The organism is Inhella gelatinilytica, from assembly GCF_016093295.1.
Classification (GTDB): Bacteria; Pseudomonadota; Gammaproteobacteria; order Burkholderiales; family Burkholderiaceae_C; genus Inhella; species Inhella gelatinilytica.
The window spans coordinates 69,906-83,596 of record NZ_JAEDAL010000005.1 but is presented as its reverse complement, the minus strand read 5'-3'; the positions used below and the strand labels follow the sequence as shown (position 1 = coordinate 83,596).

Sequence of the window (13,691 nt, the reverse complement as noted above, 5' to 3'; positions counted from 1 at the left end):
TCGCTTTGGCGGCAAGTCATTCAATCGCGAGTCGGGCCCCGAATGGTGCCATCCCCTGGATGGTCTGGCCCGGCTTAAGACCCAACCTTCGGAGACTACTATGTCCGTCACCATGCGTGAAATGCTGGAAGCCGGTGTCCACTTCGGTCACCAAACTCGCTTCTGGAACCCCAAGATGGCCCCCTATATCTACGGCCATCGCAACAAGATTCACATCATCAACCTGGAAAAGAGCCTGCCGGCTTTCCAGGAAGCTCTGAAGTTTGCGCGCCAACTGGCCAGCAAGCGCGGCAACATCCTGTTTGTTGGCACCAAGCGTTCGGGTCGCGACATCGTCGCCCTGGAGGCACAACGCGCTGGCATGCCCTATGTTGAACAGCGCTGGCTCGGCGGCATGTTGACCAACTTCAAGACGGTCAAGGGCTCGCTGAAGAAACTCAAGGACATGCAGGCCGCCAAAGAAGCGGGCGGTGAGTCCAAGATCAAAAAAGAAGCCTTGATGTTCGATCGTGAGATCGCCAAGTTGGAAAAGAACATCGGCGGTATTCAGGATATGGCTGCGCTGCCGGACGCTTTGTTCGTGATCGACGTGGGCTATCACAAGATTGCCATCGCCGAAGCCAAGAAGCTGGGCATCCCCGTGATTGCTGTGGTGGACACCAACCACTCGCCCGAAGGCGTGGACTACATCATCCCGGGCAACGACGACTCGGCCAAAGCGGTGGCGCTGTATGCCAAGGCCATGGCCGACGCCGTGCTGGATGGCAAGGCCAATGCAACGCAAGACCTGGTGCAAGCCGTCGCTTCTGGCGACGAGTTTGTTGAGGTCAGCGAAGGCGCGTAAGCCCTTCCCCTCAGTGCATTAAGGGGCCCTTCGTGGCCCCTTTGTCCCAATTAGATCCCTTCAAGTTTTCTGGAGTTTGTGATGGCTGCTATCACCGCAAGCATGGTCGCTGAACTGCGCGCCCGTACTGATGCCCCGATGATGGAGTGCAAAAAGGCCCTGACCGAGGCCGACGGCGACATGACCCGTGCGGAAGAAATTCTGCGTGTCAAGCTGGGCAACAAAGCGGGTAAGGCCGCTTCGCGTGTTACCGCTGAAGGTGTCGTGGCTGCGGCAGTTCAAGGTGACAACGGTGCGCTGATCGAAGTCAATTGCGAAACGGACTTCGTGAGCAAGAACGATGCCTTTTTGGCTTTCGCCAATGCGCTGGCTTCGTTGGTGGCGGAACACAACCCTGCCGACGTGGCGGCGCTGTCGGCTCTGCCTCTGAGCCAAGAGAGCTTTGGCCCGACGGTGGAAGACGTTCGCAAGGGGCTGATTGGCAAGATTGGCGAAAACATGACCATTCGCCGTTTCCAGCGCTACGCCGGCGCTGGAAAGTTGGCCCACTACCTGCATGGCACCCGGATTGGTGTGATCGTGGCCTTTGACGGTGACGACGTGGCGGCCAAGGACGTCGCCATGCACGTCGCGGCGATGAAGCCGGTCGCGCTGTCCAGCGCTGAAGTGCCGGCCGATCTGATTGAGAAAGAGCGCAAGATCGCGACTGAGAAAGCTGCCGAGTCGGGCAAAGCTGCTGAGTTCCAGACCAAGATGGTCGATGGGGCGGTGGCCAAGTACCTGAAGGAAGTCAGCTTGTTGGATCAGGTCTTCGTGAAGGCTGCGGATGGCAAGCAAACCGTCGCAGCCATGCTGAAAGAAAAAGCCACGGCACTCAAGGGCTTCACCCTGTTCGTTGTGGGCGAGGGCATTGAGAAGAAGGTGGATGACTTCGCTGCGGAAGTGGCGGCCCAAGTGGCTGCTGCCAAGGGTCAGTGATCGTCTGATCCCACTTTTTGAAGGAGTAAAGGGCGCCTTGAAGGGCGCCCTTTACACTGGTGCATTCCCTCTTCCAGCCTGTCTATGCCTGCCCACAAACGCATCCTGCTCAAACTTTCCGGTGAGGCCCTCATGGGCGACGACGCCTATGGGATCAATCGCTCCACGATCGTTCGCATCGTGCGCGAGATTCAGGAGGTCACGCAACTCGGAACCGAGGTGGCCGTCGTCATCGGGGGGGGCAATATTTTCCGAGGGGTGGCAGGTGGCTCCGTCGGAATGGATCGGGCCACGGCCGATTACATGGGCATGTTGGCTACCGTGATGAATGCGCTGGCGTTGGCGGACACCATGCGCCAAGAAGGCATGACGGCCCGGGTCATGTCAGCCATCAGCATCGATCAAGTGGTGGAGCCCTACGTGCGCCCCAAAGCCTTGCAGTACCTGGAAGAGGGTAAGGTTGTCATTTTTGGTGCGGGCACGGGTAACCCCTTCTTTACGACCGATACGGCGGCCGCGCTGCGCGGCGCCGAAATCGGTGCCGAAGTGATGCTCAAAGCCACCAAGGTGGATGGCGTGTACACCGCCGATCCCAAGAAAGATCCGACGGCCACGCGCTATCACCGCCTGACCTTCGATGAGGCGATCACGCGTAATCTGCAGGTGCTGGACGCCACGGCCTTTGCGCTGTGCCGGGATCAAAAGCTGCCGATTCGGGTGTTCAGCATCTTCAAGCCGGGGGCTTTGAAGTCGGTGGTGATGGGCCACGACGAAGGTACCCTGGTTCACGTTTGACTCTGAGTGTGAGAAGACTTCCATGAGCATTGCCGACATCAAAAAGAATGCCGAAGCCAAGATGGCCAAGTCCATCGAAGCGTTCAAAAACGAATTGCAGAAGATCCGCACGGGCCGTGCTCATCCTGGCATCTTGGATCAAGTCCATGTGGAGTACTACGGCTCCATGGTGCCGATCAGCCAAGTGGCCAACGTGAGCTTGTTGGACGCGCGCACGATCAGCGTTCAGGTCTGGGAGAAGCCCATGGCCGCCAAGGTTGAGAAAGCGATTCGCGAGTCCGATCTGGGTCTGAATCCCAGCGCGCAAGGCGAGTTGATTCGCGTCCCGATGCCGCCGCTGTCGGAGGAGCGTCGGCGTGACCTCGTCAAGGTCACCAAGGGTGCCGGTGAAGATGCCAAGGTCGCCGTGCGCAATTTGCGTCGCGATGCCAATGAGCATGCCAAGAAGCTGCTGAAGGACAAGGCGATCACCGAAGACGAAGAGCGCCGCTGCTTGGACGAAATGCAGAAACTCACGGACAAGACCGTTGCGGAAATCGATAAGCTGCTGCAAGCCAAGGAAACGGAAATTTTGGCGGTCTGATGCCGGCTGAAGCTTTGGCGGGTTTGCCCCGCCATGTCGCCATCGTCATGGATGGCAATGGACGTTGGGCCAAGAAGCGTTTTTTGCCGCGTTTCTTTGGGCACAAGGCCGGTGTGGATGCCGTGGTGCGGGTCATTCAGGGCTGCCTGGACCGGGACATTCCGATCCTGACCGTGTTTGCCTTTTCCTCTGAGAACTGGAAGCGATCGGATGAGGAAATCAGCGGGTTGATGGGCTTGGTGCTGGCTGCCATCAGCCGCTATTTGGTGCGATTGGGGGCCTTGGGGGTCAAGGTGCGGGTGATCGGCGATCGAGACGCCGTGTCCGCCAAGCTCAGGCAAGCATGGGATGACGCGGAGGCAGCGACCGCGCACAATGACAAATTGCTGCTTCAGGTCGCCTTCAATTACGGGGGGCGATGGGACATCGCGCAGGCTTGTCGTCGGGCCATGGCCGATGGGGTTGAACCCGCGGCCCTGACTGAAGACCGTTTGGCGCGCTACATGGCGCTGGCGCCCACCCCAGATCCGGATCTGTTCATCCGGACCGGCGGTGAGCAGCGATTGAGCAACTTTCTACTCTGGCAGGCGGCGTACTCGGAGCTGGTGTTCACCGATCGGCTGTGGCCCGACTTTGGCGCCGACGACCTGGATGCGGCCATCCGCGATTTTCAGGGGCGAGAGCGCCGCTTTGGTGGGCTTAAGGAGAGTCGCTAAATGTTGAAACAGCGTGTTCTAACGGCCGTGGTCTTGCTGGCCCTGGTGTTGCCCGCGTTGGCGTCGAGCCAAACCTGGCCGTTTGCGGTTGTGGCTGTCACGGCCATGGTGCTGGCCGGTTGGGAGTGGGGGCGCTTGAACGGCTGGGGCTTCAGCGCATCCGTGGCGCTCGGGGTGGCGGTGTTGAGCCTCTTGGCCGCGTTGCACTGGTGGCCCTTGTCGGTTGCCATTTGGCAGTTGGTTCTGTTGATGTGGGTCTTGGGCGGGAGTTGGCTGCTGTCTCGGGGCCCTGAAGGCTGGGCGCAATGGCCGCAGGGACTGCGGCTTGCGGTGGGCCCTTTGCTTCTGGTACCCGCGGGCCTGGCCTTGGTGCATTTGAAGGGCTTGGGTTTGAATGCCTTGCTATCCGTGCTGTGCTTGGTCTGGATGGCCGACATTGCGGCTTATGCGGGCGGGCGACTTTTCGGGAAACGGAAATTGGCGCCGACGATCAGCCCAGGCAAGAGCTGGGAGGGTGTGGTGTCTGGCCTAATCGGCGTATTGGCGCTGGCTTGGTTTTGGGTGGCGGTGATCGATACCCAGTCTTGGGTTGACGGTGCCAGCGCATACGGTCGATGGGTCGCACGCTGGGGTTGGTTGCTGACGATGGTGATTTGCGTGACTTTGTCGGCCCTCAGTGTGATGGGGGATCTTGTGGAGTCCTTGGTCAAGCGGGCTGCGGGAGCGAAGGACAGCAGCCACCTGTTGCCGGGTCATGGCGGCGTGCTGGATCGCATAGACGCTTTGCTCCCGGTCCTGCCGGCCGCATGGGCGTTGATGGTGCTGGCATGAGCTCACGCCGACTGCGGGTCTGCGTACTGGGGTCGACCGGTTCCATTGGCAAGAACACGCTGGACGTCATCGCTCGGCACCCCGATCGGTTTGAGGCGGTGTCACTGACCGCACACGGACGTGCCGATCTCCTGTTCGAACAGTGCCTGCAGCACCGGCCGCGGTGGGCCTGTTTGGCTGATCCAGAAGCGGCGCATGCTTTGCAGGCGCGGTTGCGTGCGGCTGGAATCTCCACTGAAGTGCTGGTCGGCCCGGCAGCGCTGGAAGCCTTGGCCGCCCATGACGAAGTCGACGCGGTGATGGCGGCCATCGTCGGGGCCGCGGGCTTGGGCCCTTGCCTGGCGGCGGCGCGTGCGGGCAAGCGGCTCCTGTTGGCCAACAAGGAAGCACTGGTCGTTGGGGGGGCTTACTTTATGCGCGCGGTCGCGCAAGGGGGCGCCACGCTGCTGCCGGTGGACTCTGAGCATTCCGCGATCTTTCAGTGTCTGCCGGAGGCTCGCCATCGCTGGCCTGAGGTGATTGACCACCTGGTTCTTACCGCCTCGGGAGGGCCCTTCCGTCAGCGCGCCCCCGAATCGTTGGGGGCCGTGACCCCCGAGGAAGCCTGCGCCCATCCCAATTGGGTCATGGGCCGAAAAATCTCAGTCGATTCGGCCACCATGATGAACAAGGGGCTCGAGTTGATTGAGGCTCATTGGCTGTTTCAGATGCCCGCTGATCGATTGAAGGTGTTGATCCACCCTCAAAGCATCGTGCACTCCATGGTGGTTTGTCGCGATCAGTCTGTACTGGCTCAGATGGGGACACCGGACATGCGCGTGCCCATCGCCTTTGCCCTGTCGTTCCCAGAGCGTATCGAATCTGGCGCTTCGGCGCTGAATTTGTTGGACTTTTCAGCGTTGCAGTTTGAGTCACCGGATATGCGCCGTTTCCCAGCGCTGGGTTTGGCGTGGCAAGCCTTGCGGGGACCGGAAGGGAGCGCGGCCGTACTGAACGCCGCCAATGAAGTCGCGGTCGCGGCATTCCTGGACCGACGGTTGCCATTCACGGGCATCGCCGAACTGGTCGGGCGCTGCCTTGAGGCGGTCATCCCCAGCTCGGCCGAAACCGCTGACCTCGAGGGTCTGCTGTCCCTGGATCAGCGCGCTCGCCGTGCAGCGGAAGCAGCCCTGACTCATTGAGTGGCTCAAGTATCATCCGCGGCGCCTTTGCAGGCGCATTGTGTTTCTCGCCCGTCGGCTCTGTGGCCGGTTGGTTTTCTCGGATCTTGGAATCCCCCTGGCATGGCCGCTTTTGAACGTACGCGCACGCGCATCCACTCGTCTTTGTTGACTCTGGTGCTGGCGGGCGCCTTTAGCACTTCAGTTTGGGCGGTTGAACCCTTCAAGCTGCGGGACATTCGCATTGAAGGTCTGCAGCGGACCGATCCCGGTACGGTGTTCGCGAGCTTGCCCTTTCGCATCGGTGACACCTACACCGATGAAAAGGGTGTCGCCGCTTTGCGCGCGCTCTTCGCCACCGGTCTGTACAAAGACGTACGCATTCAAATTGACGGTGACGCGGTCGTGGTGGTGATTGAAGAGCGTCCCATCATTGCGGACGTCAGCTTTATTGGCCTGAAAGAGTTTGACCGCGATGCGTTGACGAAGTCTTTGAAGGACGTGGGCATTGGTGAGGGGCGGCCGTTTGACCGCGCCTTGGCGGACCGTGCTGAGCAGGAACTCAAGCGCCAGTACCTGACCAAGAGCTATTACGGGGCTGAGGTCACGACAACGATTACGCCGCTGGAACGCAACCGGGTCAACGTAACGTTCGCTGTGGTTGAAGGCGAGCCGGCCAAGATTGCAGACATTCGCATTCTGGGCAACAAGGTGTTCTCCGAGTCCACGCTGATGGGCTTGTTTGACCAAACGAAGTCGGGTTGGCTGACGTGGTACACGAAGACGGATCGGTATTCGCGCACCAAACTCAACGGCGATTTGGAACTGCTGAGTAGTTACTACCGTAATCGGGGCTACCTGGAGTTCAATGTCGAATCGACTCAGGTCACGATTTCGCCCGACAAGCAGCACATTTCGGTGGCCGTTACGGTCAATGAGGGGCAGCCGTACACCGTCGCGGCGGTGAAACTGGAGGGGGATTACCTCGGCCAGTTGGAGAACTTCAAGTCTCTTGTTGCCATCAAGCCCGGCGAACCGTTCAATGGCGAAACGGTGACACAAACCACCCGTGCGTTCAGCGACTATTTTGGGGCCTTCGGTTATGCCTTCCCCCGTGTGGAGGCGCGCCAAGATATCGATCGTGCCACCGGGCAAGTGACGGTGACTCTGGTGTCGAGTCCAGAGCGACGGGCTTATGTGCGCCGCATCTCGGTGGCGGGAAACAACAAAACGCGCGATGAGGTGATTCGGCGCGAGTTCCGACAGTTTGAAGGGGCCTGGTACGACGGCCAACGCATCAAAGCGTCCAAGGAACGTGTGGACCGCCTGGGTTTCTTTGAGTCGGTAGAAGTCGACACGGTGGAGGTGCCCGGAGCGCCGGATCAGGTGGATGTGGTCCTGACGGTCAAGGAACGGTCAACGGGGGCTGTGACCTTTGGTATGGGCTACTCCAGCCAAACCAAGATGACGTTGACGGGTTCCATCCGGCAGGACAACTTCTTGGGGTCTGGTCGTGGGGTGGAGTTGGAACTGAATACGTCCAAGATCGGTCGTGCCGTGGTGGTGGGCCTGACGGATCCTTATTCGAACGAGGATGGGGTTTCGCGTCGTTTGGACCTTTTCTATCGCACGTCGCGGCCGCTGAGCAACCTCGGCGAAGTCTATGAGTTTGCGTCCGAGGGCGGAAAGCTCACCTGGGGGGTTCCCGTCGCCGAATTTGATACGGTGTTTTTCGGTGCGGGATATGAACGGACCAAGATTACCGAAACGCAGGGCGTGCCCAACAATATCTTCAAGTATGCGCAAGCGTTTGGTCGTTCCAGTGTGTCGATCCCGTTGACCATCGGATGGGCCAATGACAACCGGGACAACCTGCTTTCGCCCATTTCAGGGTCGATGAAGCGGGTGAATTTGGAGTTCAGTCCCGGCGGGGATGCGCGGTATGGCCGGTTGAATATCCAGGCGCAGAAGTTTTTCCCCATTGGCAGCAAGTTCACCTTGATGTTGAACGGTGAGGTGGGAGCCGGTAAGGCGCTGGGGGGGCGGCTGTATCCGGTGTTCAAGACCTTTTATGCGGGGGGTTTGGGATCGGTCCGTACCTTTGAGGGCGGATCGCTCGGTCCCGTGGACAACACAGGGGCCCGCAGTGGGGGGAACTTGAAGGTCAACCTGAACGCCGAGCTGTACATCCCGGTGCCGGGGGCCGGCAAGGATCGAACCTTCCGCCTTTTCACGTTTGTCGATGTCGGCAACGTCTGGAACACCGAAAGCAATTATGAAAAGGTGGGCATCTCCAGCCTCCGGGCCTCGGCGGGTATTGGCTTGTCCTGGATGTCGCCAGTGGGTCCGCTGCGCCTGAGCTGGGGTAAGCCAATTCGCTACCAGCCCCACGATAGAATTGAACGCTTCCAATTCCAGATCGGGAATTCCTTCTGATGATTGCCATGAGCCTGCGTGCCCTGACTTTGGCCGCTTTTGCGGTGCTTCCCCTGACCGGCGTCTCGGCGCAAGAGTTGAAGATTGGGTTCGTCAACAGTGAGCGTGTCATCAAGGAGTCCAACTTGGCCCGCGCGGCGCAGGCGAAGCTGGAGGCTGAATTTGGCAAACGCGAGAAAGAACTGAAAGACATGGCGGCCAAGTTGCAGGCTGCGGGTGAGAAGTTTGAAAAAGACTCTCCCATGCTCAGCGAGGTTGAACGCAACCGCCGCCAGCGGGAATTGGTTGAGACCAACCGCGATCTCGAGCGCAAGCGCCGCGAATTCCAAGAGGATGCTCAACAGCGCCGCAATGAAGAGTTGCAGGTGGTGGTGGAGCGTGCCAATCGCGTCATCAAGCAGATCTTCGAACAAGACAAGTACGACTTGATCCTGCAGGATGCCATTCACTACAGCCCGCGCATTGACATCACCAAGCGTGTCATCGACGCTTTGAACGCGCAGAAATAAGCGTGCGCGGCGAGGTGGAAGTTCAGCTCGGTGACATCGTTGCCGCGCTGGGCGGGGACTTGATTGGGTCGGCTGCGCTTCCGCTTCTGGGGCTGGCCAGCCTGCAGTCTGCCGAGGCCCACCATCTCGGTTTTGTGACCGGGGCCAAGCACAGGGCGGCCATGCGCGCCAGCCGTGCAGGGGCCTTGATCGTGCCGCCGGACTTGGCGGAAGAGGCGGCGACGCAGGCCGCGCTCATCGTCACCCCCAACCCCTACCTGTATTACGCCCGGCTCAGCCAGTGGTGGCTGGCCAAGGTGCGTGCGGGGCGGGGCAGCGGTGGCATCCACGCCACGGCTTGCGTGCACCCCACAGCCCAGTTGGCGGCGAACGTCAGCATCGGACCCTTTGCTGTGATCGAGGCGGACGCCGTCCTAGAGGCCGGGGCGCAATTGGGTCCGCACACTGTGGTCGGGCGCGCGGCGCATATTGGTGCGCAGGCGCGCATTGCCGGTCAGGTGTGGATCGGCGAGGGCTGTGAGCTGGGGGCCCGGTGCATCGTGCATGCCGGCACGGTGATCGGGGCAGATGGCTTCGGTTTCGCGCCCGAGCAGGGAGCCTGGGCCAAGATCGAACAGCTGGGACGGGTGCGCATAGGCGACGACGTGGAGATCGGCGCAAACTGCACGATTGACCGCGGCGCGCTGGACGACACGGTGATTGAAGACGGCGTCAAGCTGGACAACCTGATCCACATCGCCCACAACGTCCACATCGGGGCACACACCGCCATGGCCGGCTGCGCTGCGGTCGCGGGCAGTACCCGAATCGGCAAGCATTGCACCATTGGCGGGGACGCGAAGATCATTGGCCACCTGACGCTGGTGGACAGCGTGCACATTTCGGCTTGTTCGGTGGTCACCCGTTCGATCACGAAGCCGGGAACCTACACCGGCATCTTTCCGCTCGACGACAACGCGGCCTGGGAAAAGAATGCGGCGTCTTTGCGGCAGCTGTACAAGCTGCGCGAGCGGGTCAGGGCACTTGAAAAAAACAATCCAAAGAGCGACGTTTGACCATGGACATTCATCAAATCCTGAAATGCCTGCCCCATCGTTACCCCATCCTGTTGGTGGACCGGGTGCTCGACATTGAAAAGGGCAAACGCATTCGCGCGCTCAAGAATGTGTCCATCAACGAGCCCGTGTTCCTGGGCCACTTCCCACACCGCCCCGTGTTTCCGGGCGTGATGATCCTGGAAGCCATGGCCCAGGCCGCGACGCTGCTCGCGGTGGGCAGCTCGGAAGTGGTGCTCGATGAGACCACGGTGGTGTATTTCGCCGGCATTGACGGCGCGCGATTCAAACGGCCCGTCGAGCCGGGGGATCAGCTCATTCTGGACGTGACCCTGGACCGCGCCAAGGCGGGCATCTACAAGTTCACTGGCAAGGCCTATGTTGGCGAGGAACTCGCTGCGGAGGCTCAGCTGATGAGCACCATGCGCCGCATCGCGCCCTGAGGCGGCAGCAAATGAGCACCAAGATCCACGCCACTGCGCTGGTAGACCCGGCGGCCGAGTTGGACACCGGCGTTGAGGTGGGACCTTATGCCATCGTGGGTCCGCAGGTCCGCATCGGTGCGGGGACGGTCATCGGTCCGCACTGTGTGATTGAGGGACGAACCACCATCGGCCGTGACAACCGGTTCCACTCCCACAGCTCGATTGGCTGCATGCCGCAAGACATGAGCCATGGGGACGAGGTGACGGCGCTTGTCGTGGGGGACCGCAACACGGTGTTCCAGTCCTGCACCTTCAGCACGGGCACGCACAAGGAGCAGGGTGTGACGCGGGTGGGGTCCGACAACTGGATCATGGCCTACGTGCACCTGGCCCACGATGTGGTGCTGGGCGACCACTGCGTGCTGGCCAATGCCGCCACCTTGGCGGGGCACGTGCACGTTGGGGACTGGGCCGTGATCGGCGGCCTGACGGGTGTGCACCAGTGGGTGCACATCGGGGCCCATGCCATGGTGGGCTTTCAGGCCCATGTGAGCCAGGATGTGGCACCGTACATGACCGTGGACGGCAATCCGCTTTCGGTGCGTGCGGTCAACCTCACCGGGCTCAAGCGTCGCGACTTCACACCGGAGCGCATCGCCGTCGTGCGGCAGATGCACAAGGCTTTGTTCCGCCAGTCGCTCACGCTGGAGCAAGCGGGGCAGGCAATTGAGGGCTTGCGGGGGCAGGGTGGCGACGAGGAGGTCCAAGTCATGTTGGACTTCTTGGCCGCCTCCAAGCGCGGCTTGGTTCGCTGAACGCCCATGAGCCTTGAACGCCTGGGCATCGTCGCCGGCGAGGCCTCGGGCGACCTCATCGGCGCCAGCCTGATGGAGGCCCTCGCCCCGCGCTGGCCGGGCCTTCAAACCGAGGGGATCGTGGGCCCGCGCATGCAGGTGCTGGGGGCGCAAGCTTGGTGGCCGTCCGAGCGGCTTTCGGTGTTTGGGTATGTGGATGCCCTCAAGCGCCTGCCCGAACTGCTGTCGATCCGGCGCCAGGCGGGCAAGCGTTGGCTGGCCCGCCCGCCCAGTGTGTTTGTGGGCGTCGATGCCCCGGATTTCAACTTCGGCCTCGAGCGTCGCCTGCGCGCCGGCGGCATCAAGACCGTGCACTACGTGTGCCCCTCGCTGTGGGCTTGGCGGCCGGAACGCATCGACACTGTGCGGGCGGCGGCCGACCATGTGCTCTGTCTCTTTCCATTTGAGCCCGCCTTGCTGCAGTCGGCGGGGATCCCGGCGACCTTCGTCGGGCACCCGCTGACCGGCATGGTTCCCCCAGAGCCGCCAAGGGCCCGGGCGCGCCAGCAATTGGGTCTGGCGCCCGAGACCCCGGTGCTGGCGGTGCTCCCAGGCTCGCGGAACAGTGAAGCCGACCTCATTGGCCCGGCGTTCTTGCAGGCCGCAGGCCTCGCAGCCCGACGGCATCCCGGTTTGAAGGTGGTGCTGCCCCTGGCGCCGGGCTTGCGGGATCGCTTGCTCGCGATTGCTCAGCAGCAGGTACCGGACCTGGACATCCAGTGGGTCGATGGTCAGTCGCATGCGGTTCTGGCTGCCGCGGATGCGGCCTTGGTGGCCAGTGGGACCGCCACGTTGGAAGCCGCGCTCTTGCAGTGTCCGCAAGTGATTGGCTACCGCGTGAGTGGGCTCAACCATTGGCGCATGAAGGGCAAGCAATTGCAGCCCTGGGTGGGGCTGCCCAATATCCTGGCGCGTGAGTTCTTGGTTCCGGAGCTGCTCCAGGACGCTTGCGAGCCACACGCCCTGGCCGACGCCCTGGAACCCTGGCTCGCGGGTGGTGAACCGGTGGTGCGGCTGCGGGAGCGTTGCCGGACTCTCTACGAAACCCTCAAGGCCGACACGGCCACCTTGTGTAGCGATGCCATCGCGCAAACCCTCGGGACCTGAGCGCCCGCCCTACACGCTCGATTTGTTTGCCCCCGATCCGGCACAAGCCCTGGTCGCGGGGGTGGATGAAGCGGGCCGGGGGCCCTTGGCCGGGCCTGTGGTGGCGGCCGCTGTCATTCTGGATCCGGACCACCCGATCCCGGGGCTGGCTGATTCCAAGGCGCTCACGGCGCGGCGACGGGAGCGCTTGGCCGAATTGATTCGGGCCCAGGCGCTGTGCGTTTCCGTGGCCGAAGCCAGCGTGGAAGAAATCGACCGCCTCAACATCTTGCAAGCCACGATGCTGGCCATGCAGCGAGCCGTGCGGGGCCTGCGTCTGCGGCCGGGGGTGGTGTGGGTGGACGGAAACCGTGCACCGGCGCTGGACATCCCCGCGCGCACCCTGGTGAAGGGCGATGCCTTGATGGCGGAAATCTCCGCCGCCTCCATCCTGGCCAAAGTGCACCGAGATGCCTGGTGTGTCGCAGTCCATGCGGAGCATCCTGAGTACGGGTTTGCCGCCCACAAGGGCTACCCCACGGCCGAGCATCTGGAGGCCCTACGTCGCCATGGGCCTGGCCCCTGGCACCGTCGCAGTTTTGGCCCCGTGCGCGAGGCTTTGGGAGAGCGGCCATGACCAGCCCGCAAGTGGAACGCATCGATTCGGCAAGCAACGCGACGCTCAAACGATTGCGCCTGTTGGCCCGCGACAGCACCGCCTATCGCGAACAAGGCGAGCTCTGGCTCGATGGCGATCACCTGATTCGCGCCGCGCTGGCCCGTGGCCAAGCGCCCAATCTGGTGCTGGTCAGCGAAGAGGCGATGCACCAGCGACCCGAGTGGCGCGAGCTGGCCCTGAGCGCCCCGAGGGTGCGCGTGGTGCCCGCCAAATTGTTCGAGTCTGTCAGTGGCTTGCCCTCAGCCACGCAAATTGGTGCCACGCTGGCGGTGCCGAGCGCCCGCGGGGTGCTACCGGACTGCGCCACCGTGGTCCTGGACCGGCTGCAGGACGCCGGCAATGTCGGCACCATTCTGCGCAGTGCGGCGGCCCTGGGGGTGAAACAGGTCCTGGCGCTGAAGGGCTCGGCGGCCCTCGGTTCACCGAAAGTGATGCGCGCCGCCATGGGGGCTCATTTCGGCTTGCATTGGGTGGAGGGCGTGAGCGAGGCCGAACTCGAGCAGTTGACTGTGCCCTTGGTGGCGACCAGCTCCTATGCCCGAGAAGCGTTGCATCGAGTCGACCTACCGTGGCCCTGCGCCTGGGTGCTGGGCCATGAAGGGCAGGGGGTGTCGGACATCCTGCTGGCCCGGTGTCACACCACGGTGCGCATTCCCCAGCCGGGGGGCGAGGAGTCGCTCAACGTTGCGGCCGCCGCCGCCATCTGTTTGTACGAGAGCCTGCGACGGACTTTGACCTAG

At 62.2% G+C, this 13,691-nt stretch carries 15 protein-coding genes; all 15 read left to right on the top strand.

Going from position 1 to position 13,691, the window contains the following annotated elements; translation table 11 throughout:
- Positions 1 to 100 precede the first annotated feature (100 nt).
- The 15 genes from rpsB (at position 101) to I7X43_RS11090 (ending at position 13,691) form a co-directional block, all read left to right on the top strand.
- The gene (gene rpsB / locus I7X43_RS11160; RefSeq protein WP_198101025.1) at positions 101 to 844 is read left to right on the top strand and encodes a 30S ribosomal protein S2; all 744 of its coding nucleotides are present in this window, start codon (positions 101 to 103) and stop codon (positions 842 to 844) included.
- An 81-nt stretch (positions 845 to 925) separates the two neighbouring features.
- A complete protein-coding gene (gene tsf, locus I7X43_RS11155; protein WP_198101024.1) occupies positions 926 to 1,822 on the top strand; it encodes a translation elongation factor Ts in 897 nt (298 codons plus the stop codon).
- Between the two features lie 84 nt (positions 1,823 to 1,906).
- On the top strand, positions 1,907 to 2,617 hold the full coding sequence (pyrH, locus tag I7X43_RS11150) for a UMP kinase (RefSeq protein ID WP_198101023.1): 711 nt from the start codon (positions 1,907 to 1,909) through the stop codon (positions 2,615 to 2,617).
- 22 nt (positions 2,618 to 2,639) lie between these two features.
- Complete coding sequence (frr, locus tag I7X43_RS11145; RefSeq protein ID WP_198101022.1) at positions 2,640 to 3,200, top strand: ribosome recycling factor; 561 nt, start codon at positions 2,640 to 2,642, stop codon at positions 3,198 to 3,200.
- Positions 3,200 to 3,916: a polyprenyl diphosphate synthase gene (uppS, locus tag I7X43_RS11140; protein ID WP_198101021.1), complete on the top strand. Its 717-nt coding sequence runs from the start codon at positions 3,200 to 3,202 to the stop codon at positions 3,914 to 3,916. The genes frr and uppS overlap by 1 nt, the downstream gene beginning before the upstream one ends.
- Positions 3,917 to 4,747 (top strand): phosphatidate cytidylyltransferase, encoded by an 831-nt coding sequence (locus tag I7X43_RS11135; protein ID WP_198101020.1) that lies wholly within the window; start codon positions 3,917 to 3,919, stop codon positions 4,745 to 4,747. It begins immediately after the preceding gene.
- Complete coding sequence (locus I7X43_RS11130; RefSeq protein ID WP_198101019.1) at positions 4,744 to 5,928, top strand: 1-deoxy-D-xylulose-5-phosphate reductoisomerase; 1,185 nt, start codon at positions 4,744 to 4,746, stop codon at positions 5,926 to 5,928. The genes I7X43_RS11135 and I7X43_RS11130 overlap by 4 nt, the downstream gene beginning before the upstream one ends.
- A 102-nt stretch (positions 5,929 to 6,030) precedes the next feature.
- The gene (gene bamA / locus I7X43_RS11125; protein ID WP_198101018.1) at positions 6,031 to 8,343 is read left to right on the top strand and encodes an outer membrane protein assembly factor BamA; all 2,313 of its coding nucleotides are present in this window, start codon (positions 6,031 to 6,033) and stop codon (positions 8,341 to 8,343) included.
- Between the two features lie 8 nt (positions 8,344 to 8,351).
- Positions 8,352 to 8,852: an OmpH/Skp family outer membrane protein gene (locus I7X43_RS11120; RefSeq protein WP_246480361.1), complete on the top strand. Its 501-nt coding sequence runs from the start codon at positions 8,352 to 8,354 to the stop codon at positions 8,850 to 8,852.
- 14 nt (positions 8,853 to 8,866) lie between these two features.
- Positions 8,867 to 9,907: a UDP-3-O-(3-hydroxymyristoyl)glucosamine N-acyltransferase gene (gene lpxD / locus I7X43_RS11115; RefSeq protein WP_198101166.1), complete on the top strand. Its 1,041-nt coding sequence runs from the start codon at positions 8,867 to 8,869 to the stop codon at positions 9,905 to 9,907.
- Positions 9,908 to 9,909: 2 nt separating this feature from the next.
- Positions 9,910 to 10,350 carry a 3-hydroxyacyl-ACP dehydratase FabZ gene (fabZ, locus tag I7X43_RS11110; RefSeq protein ID WP_198101016.1) on the top strand — a complete coding sequence of 147 codons (441 nt, stop codon included), beginning with the start codon at positions 9,910 to 9,912 and terminating at the stop codon, positions 10,348 to 10,350.
- Positions 10,351 to 10,361: 11 nt separating this feature from the next.
- Positions 10,362 to 11,147, top strand: coding sequence for an acyl-ACP--UDP-N-acetylglucosamine O-acyltransferase (gene lpxA / locus I7X43_RS11105; RefSeq protein WP_198101015.1), 786 nt, complete (start codon positions 10,362 to 10,364; stop codon positions 11,145 to 11,147).
- A 6-nt stretch (positions 11,148 to 11,153) separates the two neighbouring features.
- Positions 11,154 to 12,293 carry a lipid-A-disaccharide synthase gene (gene lpxB / locus I7X43_RS11100; protein ID WP_198101014.1) on the top strand — a complete coding sequence of 380 codons (1,140 nt, stop codon included), beginning with the start codon at positions 11,154 to 11,156 and terminating at the stop codon, positions 12,291 to 12,293.
- Positions 12,265 to 12,909 carry a ribonuclease HII gene (gene rnhB / locus I7X43_RS11095; protein ID WP_198101013.1) on the top strand — a complete coding sequence of 215 codons (645 nt, stop codon included), beginning with the start codon at positions 12,265 to 12,267 and terminating at the stop codon, positions 12,907 to 12,909. Before lpxB ends, rnhB begins: the two co-directional genes overlap by 29 nt.
- Entirely contained in the window at positions 12,906 to 13,691 is a 786-nt protein-coding gene (locus I7X43_RS11090) for a TrmH family RNA methyltransferase (RefSeq protein WP_198101012.1), read from the top strand. The genes rnhB and I7X43_RS11090 overlap by 4 nt, the downstream gene beginning before the upstream one ends.

What these genes read in the sequence shown, in the direction of transcription:
- tsf (WP_198101024.1), top strand. Translation starts at nt 926, where the DNA reads ATGGCTGCTATCACCGCAAGCATGGTCGCTGAACTGCGCGCCCGTACT.
- frr (WP_198101022.1), top strand. Translation starts at nt 2,640, where the DNA reads ATGAGCATTGCCGACATCAAAAAGAATGCCGAAGCCAAGATGGCCAAG.
- uppS (WP_198101021.1), top strand. Translation starts at nt 3,200, where the DNA reads ATGCCGGCTGAAGCTTTGGCGGGTTTGCCCCGCCATGTCGCCATCGTC.
- I7X43_RS11120 (WP_246480361.1), top strand. Translation starts at nt 8,352, where the DNA reads ATGAGCCTGCGTGCCCTGACTTTGGCCGCTTTTGCGGTGCTTCCCCTG.
- rpsB (WP_198101025.1), top strand. Translation starts at nt 101, where the DNA reads ATGTCCGTCACCATGCGTGAAATGCTGGAAGCCGGTGTCCACTTCGGT.
- rnhB (WP_198101013.1), top strand. Translation starts at nt 12,265, where the DNA reads ATGCCATCGCGCAAACCCTCGGGACCTGAGCGCCCGCCCTACACGCTC.
- I7X43_RS11090 (WP_198101012.1), top strand. Translation starts at nt 12,906, where the DNA reads ATGACCAGCCCGCAAGTGGAACGCATCGATTCGGCAAGCAACGCGACG.
- bamA (WP_198101018.1), top strand. Translation starts at nt 6,031, where the DNA reads ATGGCCGCTTTTGAACGTACGCGCACGCGCATCCACTCGTCTTTGTTG.
- I7X43_RS11130 (WP_198101019.1), top strand. Translation starts at nt 4,744, where the DNA reads ATGAGCTCACGCCGACTGCGGGTCTGCGTACTGGGGTCGACCGGTTCC.
- fabZ (WP_198101016.1), top strand. Translation starts at nt 9,910, where the DNA reads ATGGACATTCATCAAATCCTGAAATGCCTGCCCCATCGTTACCCCATC.
- I7X43_RS11135 (WP_198101020.1), top strand. Translation starts at nt 3,917, where the DNA reads ATGTTGAAACAGCGTGTTCTAACGGCCGTGGTCTTGCTGGCCCTGGTG.
- pyrH (WP_198101023.1), top strand. Translation starts at nt 1,907, where the DNA reads ATGCCTGCCCACAAACGCATCCTGCTCAAACTTTCCGGTGAGGCCCTC.
- lpxB (WP_198101014.1), top strand. Translation starts at nt 11,154, where the DNA reads ATGAGCCTTGAACGCCTGGGCATCGTCGCCGGCGAGGCCTCGGGCGAC.
- lpxA (WP_198101015.1), top strand. Translation starts at nt 10,362, where the DNA reads ATGAGCACCAAGATCCACGCCACTGCGCTGGTAGACCCGGCGGCCGAG.